Here is a 16,989-nt window from a genome sequence, read left to right as displayed (position 1 = left end):
GTAATTACTTATCCTTAACGTTGTTTGTCAGTAAAGTGATTTCATCCGTAAACGTGGTTGAATCAGTAGAAATGGAACACGGATAGACTGTACTCATGTATTCATAAGAGGTCAGTCATAGGGAGTTAGAAATGGCAAAACGAATTGTTGTTTTAGGGCTTGGACGTATTGGTGGTGCAATTGCCCAAATTTTACATAGTCATGACGATTATGAGGTCACAGGGGCAGATATAAGCCCGGATGCCGTGGCTCGTTTTAGTCATCAATTTCCCACTAAATTGTTATCAAAAACATCTTCTGAAATGCGCGATTATAATGACATTTTTGCAGGGCAAGACGCGGTGATCTCAGCGTTATCATTCAATGATAATCCTTACGTTGCACACGCCGCCTTAGCCAATGGTTGTAGCTATTTTGATTTAACCGAAGATGTACGTTGTACACAAGCGATTAAAGAGATTGCATTAGCCGCAGCACCGGGCCAGGTATTCATGCCTCAATGTGGTTTAGCACCGGGGTTTATTGGTATTTTGGGTTACAGCTTTAGACATCGCTTTGACCGTCTAGATAGTCTTAAATTACGCGTAGGTGCCTTACCTGAATATCCATCCAATCAAATGATGTACAACCTGACGTGGTCAACAGAAGGGTTAATTAACGAATATGCAAATCCCTGTGAATCCATCAAAAATCATATTCCGACATTAACAGAACCGCTAGAAGGCAGAGAAGTATTTTCTATCTCAGGTGTTGAATATGAAGCGTTTAATACTTCCGGTGGGTTGGCAAATCTTTGTTATACCTTAGACGGTCAACTGCGAGAATTAACTTATAAAACAATCCGCTATCCAGGGCATTGTAAGTTGATGAAGTTCTTATTTCATGACTTACGGTTAGGGGAGGAGGGTAAACGCCGGGACATGTTAATGGAGATATTTGAAAGCTCTGTCGCGACCACGATGCAAGATCTGGTGTTGATCTCTGTGGTAGCGACTGGTTATGTTGACGAAAAATTAAGACAGTGTAGTCGTACTTTTTTACTTCGACACACAGCAGAGCAAAGTGCGATCCAAATATCGACAGCCAGCGCCGCAGTGACCACTGTGGATTTAATTTTAAATAGTCGTGAACCAAGACAGGGTTTCGTTGAACAAGAGACGCTAGACATTGAAGACTTTTTGGCCAATGAGTTTGCGAAAGCTTATCGAGACGCGGAATTAAGTATTTAACGGTAATGATGAGGAGAATCTCATGCATGAAGCAATTTTGAAAACAGTGCTTGGTCGTTTTTATGCTCACGATAAGTGCTACGGTAGTGCTTATCTTGGTGAACAACGTTTTGATAGTGACAGCAACGTTGAGGTAATCAGCCCTAATGATGGTCAATCATTTGCTTCAATAAGTCACGCGGAACCCGATGTGATCAAACAGGTCATTAGCAGTGCCAAAACCGAATTTTATCATTGGCGTAGTGTGCCTGCTCCACAGCGTGGTGAATTAGTACGACTGTTTGCCGAAAAAGCACGTGCAGCAAAGCATCAATTAGCCACCATGATTAGCCTTGAATCGGGTAAGCCATTTCAAGAAAGCCTGGGGGAAGTGCAAGAGCTGATTGATGTGTGTGATTTCGCTGTTGGTCTATCGCGACAGCTTTATGGATTAACCATTGCGACCGAAAGGCCTAATCACAGAATGATGGAGCAATGGCATCCTATTGGCCCTGTTGTGATCATTACTGCGTTTAATTTTCCCATGGCGGTATGGGCTTGGAATGCCACATTGAGTTTGATTTGTGGTAATAGCATTATTTGGAAACCATCAAGTCAAACGCCACTCAGCGCATTGGCTTGTCATCAATTATTATTGTCAGCCATTAAACAATTTGGGGGGAACAAGGAACTTAGCAGTATCGTGTTCGGTGAGAAAACGCAGGTTGAACAATTGGTCGATCATAAGGATATTGCATTGGTATCAGCGACAGGCTCATGCGCCATGGGGCGAGCTGTTAATTGCCGTGTCGCTGCGAGAATGGGGCGTACGCTACTAGAGCTTGGCGGTAATAATGCCATGATTGTGTGTCCGAGTGCGGATCTTGAGTTAGCTATTCGGGCTATCACGTTTTCAGCATTGGGCACGAGCGGCCAGCGCTGTACAACGTTGCGTCGGTTGATTGTGCATAGCAGCCTTAAACATCAAGTACTAAGCAAGCTTGAGGCGATTTATAAAACAGTGAGTATTGGCGACCCCTTTGATGAACAGAATTTAATGGGGCCCTTGATTAATCGGCAAGCCATTGATGCGATGAAAGCAAGTATTGATACGGCTATTGAGCAAGGGGGGATACTCGTTACAGGTGGTTATGAACGACTTCATGTAAGGAATAAAGGCAAAAAAGGGTGTGGTTTTTATATTACGCCTGCCATTATTGATATTGAACCGACCGCTGAAATTGTTCAGCAAGAAACCTTTGCGCCCTTACTTTATGTGCACAGTTATGATTCACTTGAGCAAGCCATTGTAATACAAAACAGTGTATGTCAGGGCTTATCGTCCGCTATTTTCACTAAAGATATAGCTGAAGCCGAGATCTTTATGAGTGCAAGAGGTTCTGATTGTGGGCTTGTGAATGTTAATATTGGTACATCTGGTGCGGAAATAGGCGGTGCGTTTGGCGGCGAGAAAGACACGGGTGGCGGTCGAGAAAGTGGTTCCGATGCATGGAAAAGTTACATGCGCCGCACCACTAATACCATTAATTACGGCAGTGAACTACCTTTGGCGCAAGGTATTAGTTTCGATATGCCAAAAGGTAACTAAGCAATGCATTACTTTAGAGAATAGCAATATTGTTCAATACTGACTGTTAGTTAAACGGTATATTATAAGCATCAATTTATGTAGAGGTGTTTATGATTACAGTTATATTATCGATGGCTATTTTTGCCTTAGTAGGCGCTATATCTCCCGGGCCTGTTAATCTTATTGCGACAAGCTCTGGCGCTTGCTTTGGATTTCGCCGTACCGTTCCACATGTCATCGGTGCAACATTCGCTTACACCTTGATTGTATTGCTGGTTGGTTGTGGTTTGAACCAAACGTTAATACAATATCCGGAAATAACTAATATTTTAAAATACTTAGCTGGTATTTACCTCCTGTACATGTCATTTAAAATTGCCACATCAGTTCCTTTAAACATAACCGTGAGTAAAGTGGTCAAACAACCGCCATCATTTATAGACGGTGTATTATCGCAAGGGCTAAACCCAAAAGCTTGGCTTGTTTCTATGTCAGGTGTGAGTATATTTGTGCCTGTCGACACTGAATCCACACTCTATTTAATTGTATTCAGCGTTATATCATTTACTGTGTGTTTTGTCGGTATATCTACTTGGGCAGCAATAGGGCATATTATTCAAGACAGATTATCAACGCGTTCACGACAAATAAAATTTAACATTATGATGGGGTTATTGCTAAGTATTAGCGTTATCTCGATGTTCTTTGGCCTGTAAGTCGTATGATAATTTAATGTACGTTGAATTGATAATAACGACAATTGTTTTTGATAAACACAAGGATGAAGGGAATGAAGCAGGATAAAACCGTATTCTTCAAACAAAGTAAGGCGTTGCCATTTGTCGAGATGCGGCAAGCGTCACGATCGAGTGCCTGCTATCAGGGACATACTCACGATGAGTTTTCATTTGGTGTTATTGATACAGGAATTGCTGATTATAATAATTTGAAGCAATGTAACCGTATTGGTCATGGTGATACCGTGACGATTAATCCTGGTGATATCCATTCATGTAACCCTGCGGAAGGTGATTGGTCTTATCGTATGTTATTCGTTGATTCGCATTGGGTTGGAGAGTTACAAGCTGAAATCAGTGGTATAGATAGCATTGATTACTCTTCTTTTACCAATCGTTATTTACGTAGCCAACAAGCGTATGGTAATTTTGACTTATTATTTACCAATTTATTACTCGAACCTCATGAACTGTCGGCAGAAGCGTTGCTGATAGAATACATGCAGCAGCATTGGTTAACGAAAGATCTAGAAAAATCAGAACCCACGCATATCCACAGAGTAAAAGAAATGATCGCAGATCAACTTGATATTAATCATTCACTCACCGATCTAGCTCAAGAATCAGGGTTAAGTCGTTTTCATTTACTTCGTACTTTTAAACAGACCTATGGTTTGTCACCGCATGCATTTCAATTAGATGAACGAATTAAGAGTGCGAAGATATTGCTTAAATCTGGGCACTCTATTATAGATACTTCTAATGCATTAGGGTTTGCAGACCAAAGTCATTTACAACGAAACTTTAAAAAACGTTTAGCGGTGACGCCAAAACAGTATCAATCATTTTTTGTTTGATGATAGTTATAAAGATATTCTCTATTTTATACCGACGTAAATTGAAATGGGGTAACTGTAATGGACATTACCTTTAATTAGTTCGGGATTAAAGCCTGTTTTATTAATATCCACATCATCGGTAATCAGTCCCCTGATGCTAATTTTACCATCAGGGGTAGGGAACGACGCTTGTAATTGTTGCTCAAGTTCGACATTAACTGTGTATTCTGATTTACGACAATCCTTAAGGCTACTTTGTGTAAATAATCGATTGAGTTCATCTATTGATAGTGCGTGAACGTGAGAGGAGTCTCTTAATCGTTCAATATGATTAAATATTTCTGAGTATTTTGATTGAATAGCCACATCGGCAACCAATACGCATCCTTTTGGTTTACACACTCGGATCATCTCTGACAAAACTTGCTCTGGTTTCAGGAAATGATGAAAGCTATAACGGGTGATCACTGTATCAAAGCTCTCATCCTCGTAGGGTAACGTCATTGCGTCCCCTTCACGAAACGACATATTAGCTATGTTATTGGCTAGGGCTTGCTGTTTGGCCTGATCAAGCATTGCTGGTGTCAAATCTAAGCATTCAACATGATTAGCAACTTTGGCAAAAGCAGTAGCGACAAGACCTGGTCCCGACGCGACATCAAGCACCGTATCTTTTTCATTCACGGCTGACATTTTAATAAGTAAATCTACTGAATCTAAATGACCTGATAATTTGGTGAAGGGGACGGCTTGTTGGGTAAATTGTGATATGACCTCGTTATTGTGTTTCGCACTTTGTTCCATTTCTATAACGCCTTGAATAAATAATGAACTGTTATTATAATCGGATGAAACTGACTTACTTTCTATATTATGACAACATATAGTGATTTACTGACAAAGATAGAACCGATTGATTTAGGTTACATTATTGATTTTGATAAGCCTGTGCTGCCGTATTGGAAACAAGTGACGAATGCCATGTGTTCAGCGCCACATTGCCATCCTCGCGGGCAGTTTATTTTTTCGGTCAGGGGTATTACACGTGTTGTTACTGATGACGGCATCTTTTTGATTCCGCCCTCACAAGCATTTTGGTGCCCGCCGAATGTGACTCATGAATTGGTTTTTTCAGGAGCCGTGGACATTGCCAATTTATTCATTGACCCTGCATGGGTTTATTCCTTACCTGAATATCCGCAGATTTTTAATATCTCAGTTTTAGTTAATTCACTTGTTGAACGAGCAATGCAAATGGGTTGTGATTATTCAGTTAATGGAAAAGAGTATCGTTTGATGCTTGTTCTGATTGATGAAATATCGGGATTGGAAAAATCTTTATTATCATTACCATGGTCAAATAGAGATAAATTGAATGATATTCTATTTTCATTGACTAAAGAACCAAGTAATACTGACAGTATTGAACAATGGGCTAAGTCGATTTATGTTAGTCCAAGGACATTAGCAAGAATGTTCCAAAAAGAGCTCGGTATGACATTTACAGAATGGCGTATGCGAGTAAGGTTATTTTATGCTATTGAGCAATTACACGATGGAAAATCGGTAACATACATCGCACTAGAGTTAGGATATAGCACACCGAGTGCTTTCATCGCAGCCTTTCGTAACATAATGGGTAAATCACCATTAGAATATATTACGGTTTAAGGTTTTACATATTTTTAAATGCTGATAATTCATTATTTTATGCGTTTATATATCAGATTGAATACGTAAATCAAAAGTGTGTTAAGTTATTGTTTTTACATGGTATGCTTGGGCATATTTGGTTATTTTATTCAGACTGTATATAGAATTATATTTCTAATTTTCCAGCTTAAAGTTAAAAAGGGCTATGTATGAAGAACCCCAAAGCAGATGCGTGCTCATATTTGATAACGATGATAATCCAGAGGCTCGAAGAGGACAATCGAGGGTTAATCAATAACCTTATTGAAGGTGTTGAAGCAGACCGTGCTGCATTACCTAAAAGAATTCAAAGTAGATCCCATGTTGAGGCTATTATTCGTGAAACCTTTAAGATATTAGATCGTGCCAAAGCGGGTGCAGAGAATAAAAATGAAAACGATACATAATATAAAATTTATAGACTAGGATGAATATACTTATCTTTCTATGCGTACATTAATCACCATTTATCCTTCCGCTTTATTGCACAAATGAGAATTATTCTTATAATGATTATCTGAATTTTCTTATTCTCCTCGGTCATTTACCAAAGGTATTGTACGTACGATGCAAAAAGAAAACCAAAAACAAGTTAACCGTTTTACTCGCATCGGAAAGTTGTTGGATTTTATCAATGAAAACATAGACCAACCGTTATCTGTTGAGCTACTAGCGGATAAAAGTTGCTGGTCGCGTTGGCAATTACAGCGTGTTTTTCATCTTGAAACGGGACTGAACCTTGCACAGTATGTGCGAGAGCTAAAGTTGAGTTTAGCTGCTGAGCAATTATTAAGTAGTAAAACTCGGGTTGTTGATATCGCGATTGCATTGGGTTTTAGTTCTGAGATTAGCTTTAGTCGTACGTTTAAAAATATGTTTTCGTATTCACCAATGGCATATCGACGCCGTGGTAAACGCCTTGGCTTACGCACCCCAATTAAACTCTGTTCTCGAGTGTTAGATAGTTTTGATTTGACGGCTAGATTATTACAAATCCGTATTGAAACCCGCCCAGGATTTACGCTTCACTGCACATCTGGCATTATTTCAGGATTGTTTTCATTAACACCTAATTATCAACAGCAAGTCCCGCTCATTTGGTCTGAATTTGTTGAAAACTTGCCTGAAGCTGAAATGCTGTCCGTATTGAGTGAAAGCTCATCACTGGCTGCAGATATAGAGTTGATTGGTGTTATCGGAGTGATTAAAGCCAATGATGATATAGATGCGATCCCTTATTGGGCGGGCAGCACTGCGGGTGCTTTACTCGGCTCCACGTCACTAGATACTATAGATGTACCTGCACAAGAGTATGCCGTTATTCCATTTACAGGTCCGATTAAACAATTAGAACAAGTACTTGCTTGGTTGTTTTCACATTGGATACCGGATTCAAATTATGACAGTGTTGATGGTTATGAATTAGAGATCTATCCGGTAAATTATGACCCTGAGGACTCATCTTCTTATATGGAATACTGGCTACCAATCGAACCTCGAAGCTAAAATAATTTGAACTTTTTAATTATTGCACCAAATTGTTAATTTTTTCTCTAAATCTCTCTATACAATGCAAACGATAATAATTATCATTTGCATAAATTGAAGTTTGGAGACCGAATGCAACACCAACCTGCCCGTATATTATCCCCAGTGGCGTTTGCCATTATTTGCGCGTTATCGAGTTCAGCTTTTGCCGAGCAGTCTATTAGCGACAATACTGAAGAGCAAATGACTGTCTTTGGTAAAGCTTATCGAAACACCGCGACAAAAACAGCCTTAGCGCCTATGGATACACCTCAAGCAATCTCTGATGTTGATAGAGTTACGTTAGACTCACGCGGAGTTAAGTCGGTAGCTGAAGCACTGCGATACGTACCCGCTGTGAATACTGAACTAAGGGGCGGCGCAGTTTCTCGATTAGATTTATTTAATATTCGTGGTTTTATTAACTATCAGAATTTTTATGATGGTTTGCCGCTGATGTTTAATGGTTGGAACCTACAGCCACAAATTGATTCGATTGCACTTGAACAAGTCGAAGTGTTTAAGGGACCAACCTCTGTTTTGTATGGAAATATCCCACCGGGCGGTATGGTCAATCTTATTGCTAAATCACCACAGCAAGAACAAAGTACCGATGTGACGATAACTGGTGGTAGCCATGACCACAAAGAGCTCTCTATTGATACCACTGGTCAGATAGCTGATTCAAATCTGTCTTATCGTGTAGTTGCTTTAGCGCGTAAGAAAGACGGACAAGCAGATACCTCTGAAGAAGAACGTTATGTTTTTGCCCCGTCTTTAGATTGGCAGGTATCCGATAAGACGCTCGTTAATTTTAATGTTTATTACCAAAATGATCCATCAGCAGGTATTTACACATCAGTGCCTGGTGCGGGGAGTGTTTTATCAAATCCTAACGGGAAACTTGATTCGAGTACTTTCACAGGTGATGAAAACTGGAATACTTACGAGCGTGAAGTATTAATGCTCGGTTATAAAATTAACCATGAGTTTAATAATAACTGGGCCTTCTTGATGAATGCGCGTTACATGGATGCGGATGCTTACCAAGAAAATACCTATAACACTGCGCTGCAGAGCGATATGCGTACCGTTGGCCGTAATGCGTATCTTACCGATGAGAAATCACAAAGCTTTGTTATCGATAATCAAATTTCAGGTCGTTTCAATACAGGCGTACTCGAACATAACGTACTGTTAGGGTTTGATTATCAGCAACTCGATTCACGTATTATTTACAAAGATGCCAGTGCGCCATCGATTGATGTGTTTAACCCTAATCATCAACAAATCGACGGTAGTTCGCTTAATTTCACCTACACCACCGATTTTGATCTAGAGAGTAATCAAGTCGGGCTTTATGTACAAGATCAGCTGGTATTAGGTAATTGGATTGTGATCGCTGGTGGCCGTTATGATGAATATGAACAAACATCAACAGACCATGCTTCAGGGTCTGATACAGCTGCAGCCATTAAACAAGATAATTTTGCTTTCCGTTTAGGTGGTTTATATAACTTTGATAATGGCTTAGCGCCTTATGTTAGCTACGCCCAAAGTTTTGAACCTGTCGTTGGCGCAGATCGGCATGGTAATGCGTTTGTACCATCGACGGGTGAACAGTGGGAAGCGGGTCTGAAGTATGAATCTGCAGATATGAGTAAAACGTTTGTTGTTTCACTGTTTAACATTACCAAGCAGAATGATTTAACGCGTGATCCGACAGGCACACCATACAATAAAGTTCAAACGGGTGAAACTCAGTCTAGAGGTGTCGAAGTTGAAGCAAATACAATGCTAACCGACAATATGGATCTTGCGGCGAGTTATACCTATATGGACATGAAAGTGACTGAGGATAATACCGGGTTGGAAGGTAAAACGCCGATTTGGGTACCGAAACATGCTGCTAATGTGTGGTTAAATTATTATCTTTATAACGGAATGGCTGCAGGTACGACTATCGGTACGGGTATCCGTTATGTGGGTGAAACACAGATTGATGCACTGAATAGCGATCAAGTACCTGATTACACATTAGTTGATCTGTCAGTTTCTTATGACCTGTCTTATTTAAGCGACAGTTTAGATGGTTCAAGTATTTCTGTGGTAGCGAGTAACTTGTTTGGTACTGAATATTATTCTTGTTATGACACGAACAATTGTTGGTTTGGTGCTGAACGTAGTATCACAGCTAACGTGAAATTTAATTTTTAATCGTTAATCTTATTTTCAATAGGGCAGGTTGCGATTAATAAATTGTATCATGATTGGCAGGTGCAACATCCAGAGGCGGGTTCTTCTTATTGATTAAAGGTCGATTAAGTACCTAGGATTATATGTTGAATAACAATTCCTTAGTGTGTAGGTTAGATATAGGTAAACCTACACGCTAAGGATATTTAATGATAATAAGAAAAGCCGATTTAGATGATATTGATGCGATCAGCCAGTTAATCACGCCACTTGTCATTAAATACATTTTACCGACTTGTAGTAAAGAGGGTGGGCTGTTAATTCTGAATTCTATGGCACCAAATTGTATCTCTAACTATTTAGATGCAGGCTATGAGTACCATCTCGCTGAGTTAAATAGCGAACTAATTGGTGTTGTTGGGATGAAAGGAAATGCGCATTTGTATCATTTATTTGTTGCTGACTCACAACAAGGGAAGGGGTTATCTAGAACATTATGGGAACTGGCGAGAGACGTATGTTTGGCTCATGGTAACGAAGGTAAGTTTACGGTTAATTCAGCCTTAAATGCGACAGACGTATATCTAAAATTTGGTTTTGTGCCTGTGAGTGGCGTTCGGGAAAGAACAGGTATTAAAGTTATGCCAATGGAATTGATTTTACGTCATTAAATCTCTCAGTGGGTAATTATCTTACGCTTTTAGAGTATTGATTTATTTTGTTAACAAGTTAGAGTACTCATTCTATATTTATATCGTGTTTCCGATTAAGCTAGAATGAGTTGATGTTATGAAAAACAATAACGGTTTTACATTAATTGAATTAGTAATAGTGATCATCGTTTTAGGTGTTCTAGCCGCGACAGTGATCCCTAAATTTATTAATATGAAGCACGATGCAACGAGTGCCGTTGTGCAGAGCGCCAGTGCGACGTTGAAAGCGGCAATAGGCTTGGTTAATGTGCGTAAAAAAATTGACGGGTCAGAAACGAGTGTTGATTATAATGGTAATACGGTCACATTAGTGGCAGGTAATCCTAAGCCTGATGCAAGACAGATGCGCTATTTTTTGAATATGGATTTACCTAGTTCAATATGGACTCCAAATTGGTTAACTGTACCTTGTGATGATTCTGCATTTTGTATTCTTGGTAATCGCAGTTATACGAATGAACCGGTTATTGATGCCGTTACATCTGGGCATGTTGTTTTCTTTTGGCCAAATGGACATGTACTTGGAAGTTGCTTTGCCTACTACGCTAATTTAGAAATTGAAGGTTCTCAGCCTGTTATTGGTTTCGAAGATTCGGGTTGTTAGTTTCGCTGTCAACTTGTAAAAGTAGGAGCCTGAGCTGACTCCGATACCATTACAGGGTTATTCCTCTTTGCCCATTGTCCCCCTCAAATATCTCCAACTGATCATCGTCCGGTGAAAAGAGCTCGTTACTGTCATTGCAACCTGCGAATAAAATACTGCAAGTGAGTAACGATAATCCAAATTTTTCATTTTAAATTGTCATTCGTGTACGGTATTTATACACTCTGTTTAACATTGAGGTATTTTTGAATCATTTAATGGTTTCCATTGTCTGTATTAAGCATTTTATTAATCGACGTGATTTTATACGCTTGATATATGCATATGGTAGACAAGTCGTTGTAAATACTATTTACAAGGCTATTATTGAGTAAGAGTTTAATGTGACGCCTTGCCATGTTTTAACGTTACTTGAAACACGTAAGTGTCAGTGTTTTATTGGAGATAGTATATGAAGGGAATTTTAGCAACTACAGTTATTACCAGTTTGCTATTATCTGGCTGTAGTGAGGAACAGGTTGTAATACCTGAACCAGACTCAAGGCCTGTTAAGTTACAAGCGGTTGATGTCGGTATTAAAGATACATTTCGTACCTTTCCTGGTGTGGTTGAAGCCGACGATAAAGCGGTACTTGCATTCCGTGTTTCAGGTCTTTTATCATCGATGGATGCCAGCCCCGGCGACAATGTTGTAAAAGGGCAAAAGCTTGCTAGTTTGAACCAAGATGAGTTTTTATTACAAGTCGAACAGGCACAGGCAAATTATGAATTGGCTTCGGTACAGTTTAAACGTGATGCTAAATTGCGTAAAACCAATGTTGTTTCTGAATTAGCATACGATACCTCTAAGGCTAAGCGCAACCAAGCGCAAGCCGCGTTAAGCAAACAAGAATCCAACCTCGGTTATGCGACCTTGGTAGCCCCTTATGATGGTACCTTATCCTTATCCTTAAAGGAAAATCATGAATATGTAATGGCGAAAGAACCTGTGATGCATATTCAGCGTGCGGGTATTATCAATGTAACATTCCAATTGCCTGAACAACTACTTGCGCGTTTCAATAATGAATATAGTCGTAATCCTACCGTTATTTTCGATACGATCCCGGGCGAAGCATTTCCTGCTCAATTTAAAGAAATCGATACCGAAGCAAATGCAACAAATTCCAGTTATAAAGTAACCTTGTTTATGGACCGTCCTGAAGGCAATAACATTTTACCTGGGATGGCGGGTTCGGTTCGTATTGCGCTTCCAAAAGGCAGTGTTGGTACTATTTCACCGCAAGCGTTAATGAGAAAGGGTGATTCATATTTTGTATGGCAGGTAGATGATCAAGGCATTGTGCATAAGCGTGAAATCGAATTAGATGAAAATAGGCGTGTCACGGAGGGCTTGAACGATGGTGATAACGTTGCGATCTCGGGTGTAAATCAATTGCGCGAAGGTCAGAAAGTGAGACCGTGGATCAAGGAACGAGGACTGTAACATGAAAAAGCTTCTCTCTATTGTTACTGCGCTGAGTGCGATAACAATATTACAAGGTTGTGAAAAACCAATTGTTGAGCCAAGACAAAAAGTGCAGTTAGTTAAAGTAGATACCGTGCAATTAGCGGAAGAAACGGCGAAGTTATCGTTTCCTGCGGTTGCGGTTGCGGCGGATAAATCAAGTTTGTCTTTCCGATTGCAAGGCGAGGTTACATCGGTGACGGTTCGTCCCGGTGACCGAGTAACTCAGGGGCAAATACTTGCTCAAATTGATCCGACGTATTACCGTTTAGAGGTTGACGACGCAAAAGCTGAATACGCCATTGCAGATAGCCAATATCGTCGTTCGGCAAAACTTGTTGATCCAGGTTATATTGCGCCGTCTCAATTTGATGAGCTTAAAGCGCAGCGTCGTATTGCTAAGGCAAGACTGGATATTGCCAAGTTGAATTTAAGTTTTACTACGTTGAAAGCACCGTTTTCAGGTGTTATTTCACATATACCAATTCAACAGTTTGAAAATGTGCAAGTGGGTCAGCAGGTGATGAATATTCACAGCACAGCGACGGTCGATATTCAATTACAAGCACCGGACATTATTTATTCTAAAAGTTCAGCGGTACAAGTTGAAGCCTCTAGACCTGGCGCTAAGATCATTACGGCTGATGGCACTGAGTATGAAGCACATTTAAAAGAATTCACTACAGAACCCGATCCTAAAGTGGGCTCATTTGTCATTACACTTACGATGCCAATGCCTAAAGATAGATTTATTCTTGATGGGATGGCCGTTGAAGTGCGGGCTGATGCTCAAAAGCTAAATATTTATAAGACCAATGAACCGTTTATTCCGCTCGAAGCGATTTTAAATGAAGATGGCGATGATTTGAATTTAACGCAAAAATTTGTTTGGATTGTGAACAGTGATAATACAGTGAGCAAGCGTCAAATTGTGACAGGTAAAGTGGTCAATGACGGTGTTCGTTTAAGTTCGGGCTTATCAGTTGGTGATAAAATTGTGGTTGCTGGTGGTAATCGTTTACGTGAAGGTCAATCGATTAAAATTTTCGATGATTTAGTCAATAATTCAACGGATACTGAAGAGGCTGGACAATAATGAAGCAAGATATCGCCGCCTATTTTATTAAAAATAAAGTGATCAGCTGGATGATCACGCTCATCTTCTTAATTGGCGGTACGATGGCCTTTTTTGGTTTAGGTCGATTAGAAGATCCTGCGTTTACAATTAAAGACGCGATGGTCGTGACATCTTACCCAGGTGCTACGCCATTACAAGTTGAAGAAGAAGTTACTTATCCGCTTGAAAAAGCCATCCAACAATTAACGTATGTTGATGAGGTGAATTCTATTTCTAGCCGTGGTTTGTCACAAATTACGGTGACGATGAAGAACAATTATGGCCCTGATGATTTACCACAAATTTGGGATGAGTTACGCCGAAAAGTTAATGATATAAAATCCCGTTTACCGCCTGGTGTAGCTGAACCATCAGTGATTGATGATTTTGGTGATGTATACGGTATTTTGTTGGCGATAACAGGAGATGGTTACTCTTACAAAGAGCTGAATGACTATGTTGACTATTTACGTCGAGAAATCGAATTGGTCGACGGTGTTGGTAAAGTATCCGTATCTGGCGTGCAGCAAGAACAGGTATTTATTGAAATGTCGATGCAACGTTTAAGTAGTTTGGGCATTTCGCCAACAACTATTTACAATACGTTGGCAACGCAAAACTTGGTATCCAGTGCTGGTGCGGTGAGGATGGGAACGGAATATATCCGTATTCACCCAACGGGCGAGTTTACCGATGTTGACTCGCTAGGCGATTTAATTATTACAGAAAATGGTGCACAAGGACTGATTTATCTACGTGACGTAGCAACGATTAAGCGTGGTTTTAAAGACGTACCCGATAACTTAGTTACTTTTAATGGCAAAGTCGCATTAAATGTGGGCGTGTCATTTATTTCTGGTGTTAATGTTGTCGAAATGGGTAAAGGGGTTTATCAACGTCTCGCAGAGCTTAAAGAGCAGCAACCAGTTGGTATCGATATTGATATTGTATATAGCCAACCCGATGAAGTTGATAAGTCAGTAAAAGGCTTCATTATTAGCTTAGGTCAAGCGATTGGTATTGTTATCCTTGTTTTACTTTTATTCATGGGGGTACGTGCAGGTGTTTTAATTGGACTCATCTTGTTGCTGACTGTTTTGGGTACGTTTGTATTCATGAATATAATGGCAATTGATTTACAGCGTATTTCACTTGGTGGATTGGTTATTGCATTAGGTATGCTGGTGGACAACGCCATCGTCGTGGTCGAAGGGATTTTAATTGGGGTACAAAAAGGCCGAACGCGTTTGCAGGCGGCAACCGACATTGTCACGCAGACTAAATGGCCTTTATTAGGTGCAACGGTTATTGCTGTTACCGCATTCGCTCCTATTGGTTTATCACAAGATTCAACGGGTGAATATACCCAAACACTATTTAGTGTTTTACTTATCTCGTTGATGCTTAGTTGGTTTACGGCAATATCACTGACGCCATTTTTTGCCGATATGTTCTTTAAAGGCATGAAAGTCGATGCCGGAAGTGAAGGCAATGACCCGTACAAAGGGGTTGTCTTTGTTGTTTATAAGCGCGTATTAGAAGCATGCATGAAAAATGCGTGGGCAACGGTATTCTCATTAATCTTAATGTTAGTGGCAAGTTTGTATGGTTTCACGCAGTTAAAACAATCGTTTTTCCCTTCGTCAACCACGCCGATGTTTATGGTTGATGTGTGGTTACCGGAAGGTACTGATATTCGTGCTACTAGTGAAAAGCTACGTGAGTTAGAAGTGATGGTGAGGGCCAATGCCGGTGTATCACATGTATCTTCAAGCACGGGTAAAGGTTCTCAGCGCTTTATGTTGACCTACGCACCAGAGAAAAGCTATGCAGCGTACGGTGAGTTAATTATCCGTGTTGAAAACTATGACGATGTCATGCCAATATTACGTAAAGTGAGTGGGCAACTTGATTCACAGCACCCTGATATTGAATATAAACTAAAACGTATTGAGTTAGGGCCTTCGTCAGGTTCGAAAATTGAAGCGCGTTTAGTCGGGTCTGATCCAACGGTATTACGTGGCTTAGCAAAGCAAGCTATTGATATTATGCGTGCCGATCCAGGGGCATTTAACGTGCGTCATGACTGGCGTGAACGTACTAAAGTGATTGAGCCTGTATTTAACGAAAGTCAGGCTCGTCGATATGGTATTACTAAATCAGACGTTGACGATTTATTGCAAATGGCATTTTCTGGTCTGACCGTTGGTATTTATCGTGACGGTACAAACCTGTTACCCATCATTGCTCGATTACCTGAAAAAGAACGTGTGGATATCAGTACGCTTGAAGGTATGAAGATCTGGAGTCCGGTATTAAAAGGTTATGTACCGCTACAACAGGTGATATTAGCCGTTAATATTCGTTGGGAAGATCCAATTGTAGTGCGTAAAAATCGTAAGCGTATGCTAACTATATTTGCAGATCCCGATCCTTTAGGAGATGAAACTGCAGCAACGTTGCAAAAACGTATTCAACCGTTAGTCGAAGGTCTCGATTTTCCACCGGGTTATTCACTCGAGTGGGGTGGTGAATATGAATCGTCTTCGAAAGCGCAAGCATCATTATTCCAATCGATGCCTATGGGCTATTTGTTTATGTTCTTAATTACGGTCTTCTTATTTAATAATGTGAGAAATGCGGTGATTGTATGGGCAACCGTACCTTTAGCTATTATTGGTGTGACAACTGGATTACTTGTTCTTAATACACCATTTGGCTTTATGGCTTTGTTGGGCTTCTTGAGTCTGTCAGGTATGCTGGTTAAGAATGGTATTGTATTGCTTGATCAAATTGAGATCGAGATCCACAGTGGTAAAGAAAAGTATCAAGCGGTTGTTGATGCAGCTGTTAGCCGTGTTCGTCCTGTTTGTATGGCGGCAATCACAACGGTATTAGGTATGATTCCCTTGTTACCTGATGTGTTCTTTAAACCTATGGCTGTCACTATCATGTTTGGTTTAGGATTTGCGACGGTGCTGACACTGATTGTTGTACCTGTGTTATATCGAATGTTCCATCGATTAGATATTCCGGAATAAGTGAGTAAATAATAGCGTTATATATTATTAATTTGATAAATCAGATAAAGGTCACTTACGCAATGCTGAAGTACAAACGGAATTAGAAGAAGCGCTTGCTAGGTTAAAATAATAGCCTGCAGATAGCTGATATAAAAAGTCGAGTGAGATACTCGTTGTTTTATAATGACGTCACTCGACTTTAACGACAAGAGCTTTATTATTTATGGGGTATTCG

The 16,989-nt window shown here is 40.1% G+C and carries 14 protein-coding genes; 13 read left to right on the top strand and 1 reads right to left on the bottom strand.

Annotated features, from left to right (window positions below; all coding sequences use genetic code 11):
* The first annotated feature begins 131 nt into the window (after positions 1 to 131).
* The 4 genes from AKG98_RS14725 to AKG98_RS14710 all read left to right on the top strand — a co-directional run bounded on the left by AKG98_RS14725 (position 132) and on the right by AKG98_RS14710 (position 4,393).
* Positions 132 to 1,229: a saccharopine dehydrogenase family protein gene (locus AKG98_RS14725; RefSeq protein ID WP_067047290.1), complete on the top strand. Its 1,098-nt coding sequence runs from the start codon at positions 132 to 134 to the stop codon at positions 1,227 to 1,229.
* Positions 1,230 to 1,251: 22 nt separating this feature from the next.
* A complete protein-coding gene (locus AKG98_RS14720) occupies positions 1,252 to 2,817 on the top strand; it encodes an aldehyde dehydrogenase family protein (protein WP_067047287.1) in 1,566 nt (521 codons plus the stop codon).
* A gap of 92 nt (positions 2,818 to 2,909) precedes the next feature.
* Positions 2,910 to 3,515, top strand: a complete 606-nt coding sequence (locus AKG98_RS14715; RefSeq protein ID WP_067047283.1) for a LysE family translocator — start codon at positions 2,910 to 2,912, stop codon at positions 3,513 to 3,515.
* A 74-nt stretch (positions 3,516 to 3,589) separates the two neighbouring features.
* On the top strand, positions 3,590 to 4,393 hold the full coding sequence (locus AKG98_RS14710; protein ID WP_067047280.1) for an AraC family transcriptional regulator: 804 nt from the start codon (positions 3,590 to 3,592) through the stop codon (positions 4,391 to 4,393).
* Between the two features lie 21 nt (positions 4,394 to 4,414).
* On the opposite strand, the gene AKG98_RS14705 is transcribed toward AKG98_RS14710, so the two are convergent.
* The gene (locus tag AKG98_RS14705; RefSeq protein WP_067047277.1) at positions 4,415 to 5,179 is read right to left on the bottom strand and encodes a methyltransferase domain-containing protein; all 765 of its coding nucleotides are present in this window, start codon (positions 5,177 to 5,179) and stop codon (positions 4,415 to 4,417) included.
* A gap of 69 nt (positions 5,180 to 5,248) precedes the next feature.
* Between AKG98_RS14705 and AKG98_RS14700 the strand changes: the two genes are divergently transcribed.
* From AKG98_RS14700 to AKG98_RS14660, 9 genes are all read left to right on the top strand, one after another.
* Positions 5,249 to 6,046 carry a helix-turn-helix transcriptional regulator gene (locus AKG98_RS14700; protein ID WP_067047273.1) on the top strand — a complete coding sequence of 266 codons (798 nt, stop codon included), beginning with the start codon at positions 5,249 to 5,251 and terminating at the stop codon, positions 6,044 to 6,046.
* 191 nt (positions 6,047 to 6,237) lie between these two features.
* Positions 6,238 to 6,474, top strand: a complete 237-nt coding sequence (locus AKG98_RS14695) for a hypothetical protein (protein WP_067047272.1) — start codon at positions 6,238 to 6,240, stop codon at positions 6,472 to 6,474.
* A 160-nt stretch (positions 6,475 to 6,634) separates the two neighbouring features.
* A complete protein-coding gene (locus AKG98_RS14690; protein WP_067047269.1) occupies positions 6,635 to 7,573 on the top strand; it encodes an AraC family transcriptional regulator in 939 nt (312 codons plus the stop codon).
* A gap of 114 nt (positions 7,574 to 7,687) precedes the next feature.
* Complete coding sequence (locus tag AKG98_RS14685; RefSeq protein WP_083543980.1) at positions 7,688 to 9,811, top strand: TonB-dependent siderophore receptor; 2,124 nt, start codon at positions 7,688 to 7,690, stop codon at positions 9,809 to 9,811.
* Between the two features lie 188 nt (positions 9,812 to 9,999).
* A complete protein-coding gene (locus AKG98_RS14680; RefSeq protein WP_067047266.1) occupies positions 10,000 to 10,461 on the top strand; it encodes a GNAT family N-acetyltransferase in 462 nt (153 codons plus the stop codon).
* Between the two features lie 118 nt (positions 10,462 to 10,579).
* Positions 10,580 to 11,107 carry a type II secretion system protein gene (locus AKG98_RS14675; protein WP_067047263.1) on the top strand — a complete coding sequence of 176 codons (528 nt, stop codon included), beginning with the start codon at positions 10,580 to 10,582 and terminating at the stop codon, positions 11,105 to 11,107.
* Between the two features lie 451 nt (positions 11,108 to 11,558).
* Complete coding sequence (locus AKG98_RS14670; protein WP_067047260.1) at positions 11,559 to 12,593, top strand: efflux RND transporter periplasmic adaptor subunit; 1,035 nt, start codon at positions 11,559 to 11,561, stop codon at positions 12,591 to 12,593.
* A gap of 1 nt (position 12,594) precedes the next feature.
* Complete coding sequence (locus AKG98_RS14665) at positions 12,595 to 13,710, top strand: efflux RND transporter periplasmic adaptor subunit (protein ID WP_067047256.1); 1,116 nt, start codon at positions 12,595 to 12,597, stop codon at positions 13,708 to 13,710.
* The gene (locus AKG98_RS14660) at positions 13,710 to 16,772 is read left to right on the top strand and encodes an efflux RND transporter permease subunit (RefSeq protein WP_067047253.1); all 3,063 of its coding nucleotides are present in this window, start codon (positions 13,710 to 13,712) and stop codon (positions 16,770 to 16,772) included. Before AKG98_RS14665 ends, AKG98_RS14660 begins: the two co-directional genes overlap by 1 nt.
* Positions 16,773 to 16,989 lie beyond the last annotated feature (217 nt).

Origin of the sequence: Moritella sp. JT01, assembly GCF_001574435.1 — a bacterium.
Classification (GTDB): Bacteria; Pseudomonadota; Gammaproteobacteria; order Enterobacterales; family Moritellaceae; genus Moritella.
This window is presented reverse-complemented; position numbering and strand designations above follow the sequence as displayed.

Coding starts and splice junctions, on each gene's coding strand:
- AKG98_RS14725 (WP_067047290.1), top strand. CDS start 132: ATGGCAAAACGAATTGTTGTTTTAGGGCTTGGACGTATTGGTGGTGCA.
- AKG98_RS14720 (WP_067047287.1), top strand. CDS start 1,252: ATGCATGAAGCAATTTTGAAAACAGTGCTTGGTCGTTTTTATGCTCAC.
- AKG98_RS14715 (WP_067047283.1), top strand. CDS start 2,910: ATGATTACAGTTATATTATCGATGGCTATTTTTGCCTTAGTAGGCGCT.
- AKG98_RS14710 (WP_067047280.1), top strand. CDS start 3,590: ATGAAGCAGGATAAAACCGTATTCTTCAAACAAAGTAAGGCGTTGCCA.
- AKG98_RS14705 (WP_067047277.1), bottom strand. CDS start 5,179: ATGGAACAAAGTGCGAAACACAATAACGAGGTCATATCACAATTTACC.
- AKG98_RS14700 (WP_067047273.1), top strand. CDS start 5,249: ATGACAACATATAGTGATTTACTGACAAAGATAGAACCGATTGATTTA.
- AKG98_RS14695 (WP_067047272.1), top strand. CDS start 6,238: ATGAAGAACCCCAAAGCAGATGCGTGCTCATATTTGATAACGATGATA.
- AKG98_RS14690 (WP_067047269.1), top strand. CDS start 6,635: ATGCAAAAAGAAAACCAAAAACAAGTTAACCGTTTTACTCGCATCGGA.
- AKG98_RS14685 (WP_083543980.1), top strand. CDS start 7,688: ATGCAACACCAACCTGCCCGTATATTATCCCCAGTGGCGTTTGCCATT.
- AKG98_RS14680 (WP_067047266.1), top strand. CDS start 10,000: ATGATAATAAGAAAAGCCGATTTAGATGATATTGATGCGATCAGCCAG.
- AKG98_RS14675 (WP_067047263.1), top strand. CDS start 10,580: ATGAAAAACAATAACGGTTTTACATTAATTGAATTAGTAATAGTGATC.
- AKG98_RS14670 (WP_067047260.1), top strand. CDS start 11,559: ATGAAGGGAATTTTAGCAACTACAGTTATTACCAGTTTGCTATTATCT.
- AKG98_RS14665 (WP_067047256.1), top strand. CDS start 12,595: ATGAAAAAGCTTCTCTCTATTGTTACTGCGCTGAGTGCGATAACAATA.
- AKG98_RS14660 (WP_067047253.1), top strand. CDS start 13,710: ATGAAGCAAGATATCGCCGCCTATTTTATTAAAAATAAAGTGATCAGC.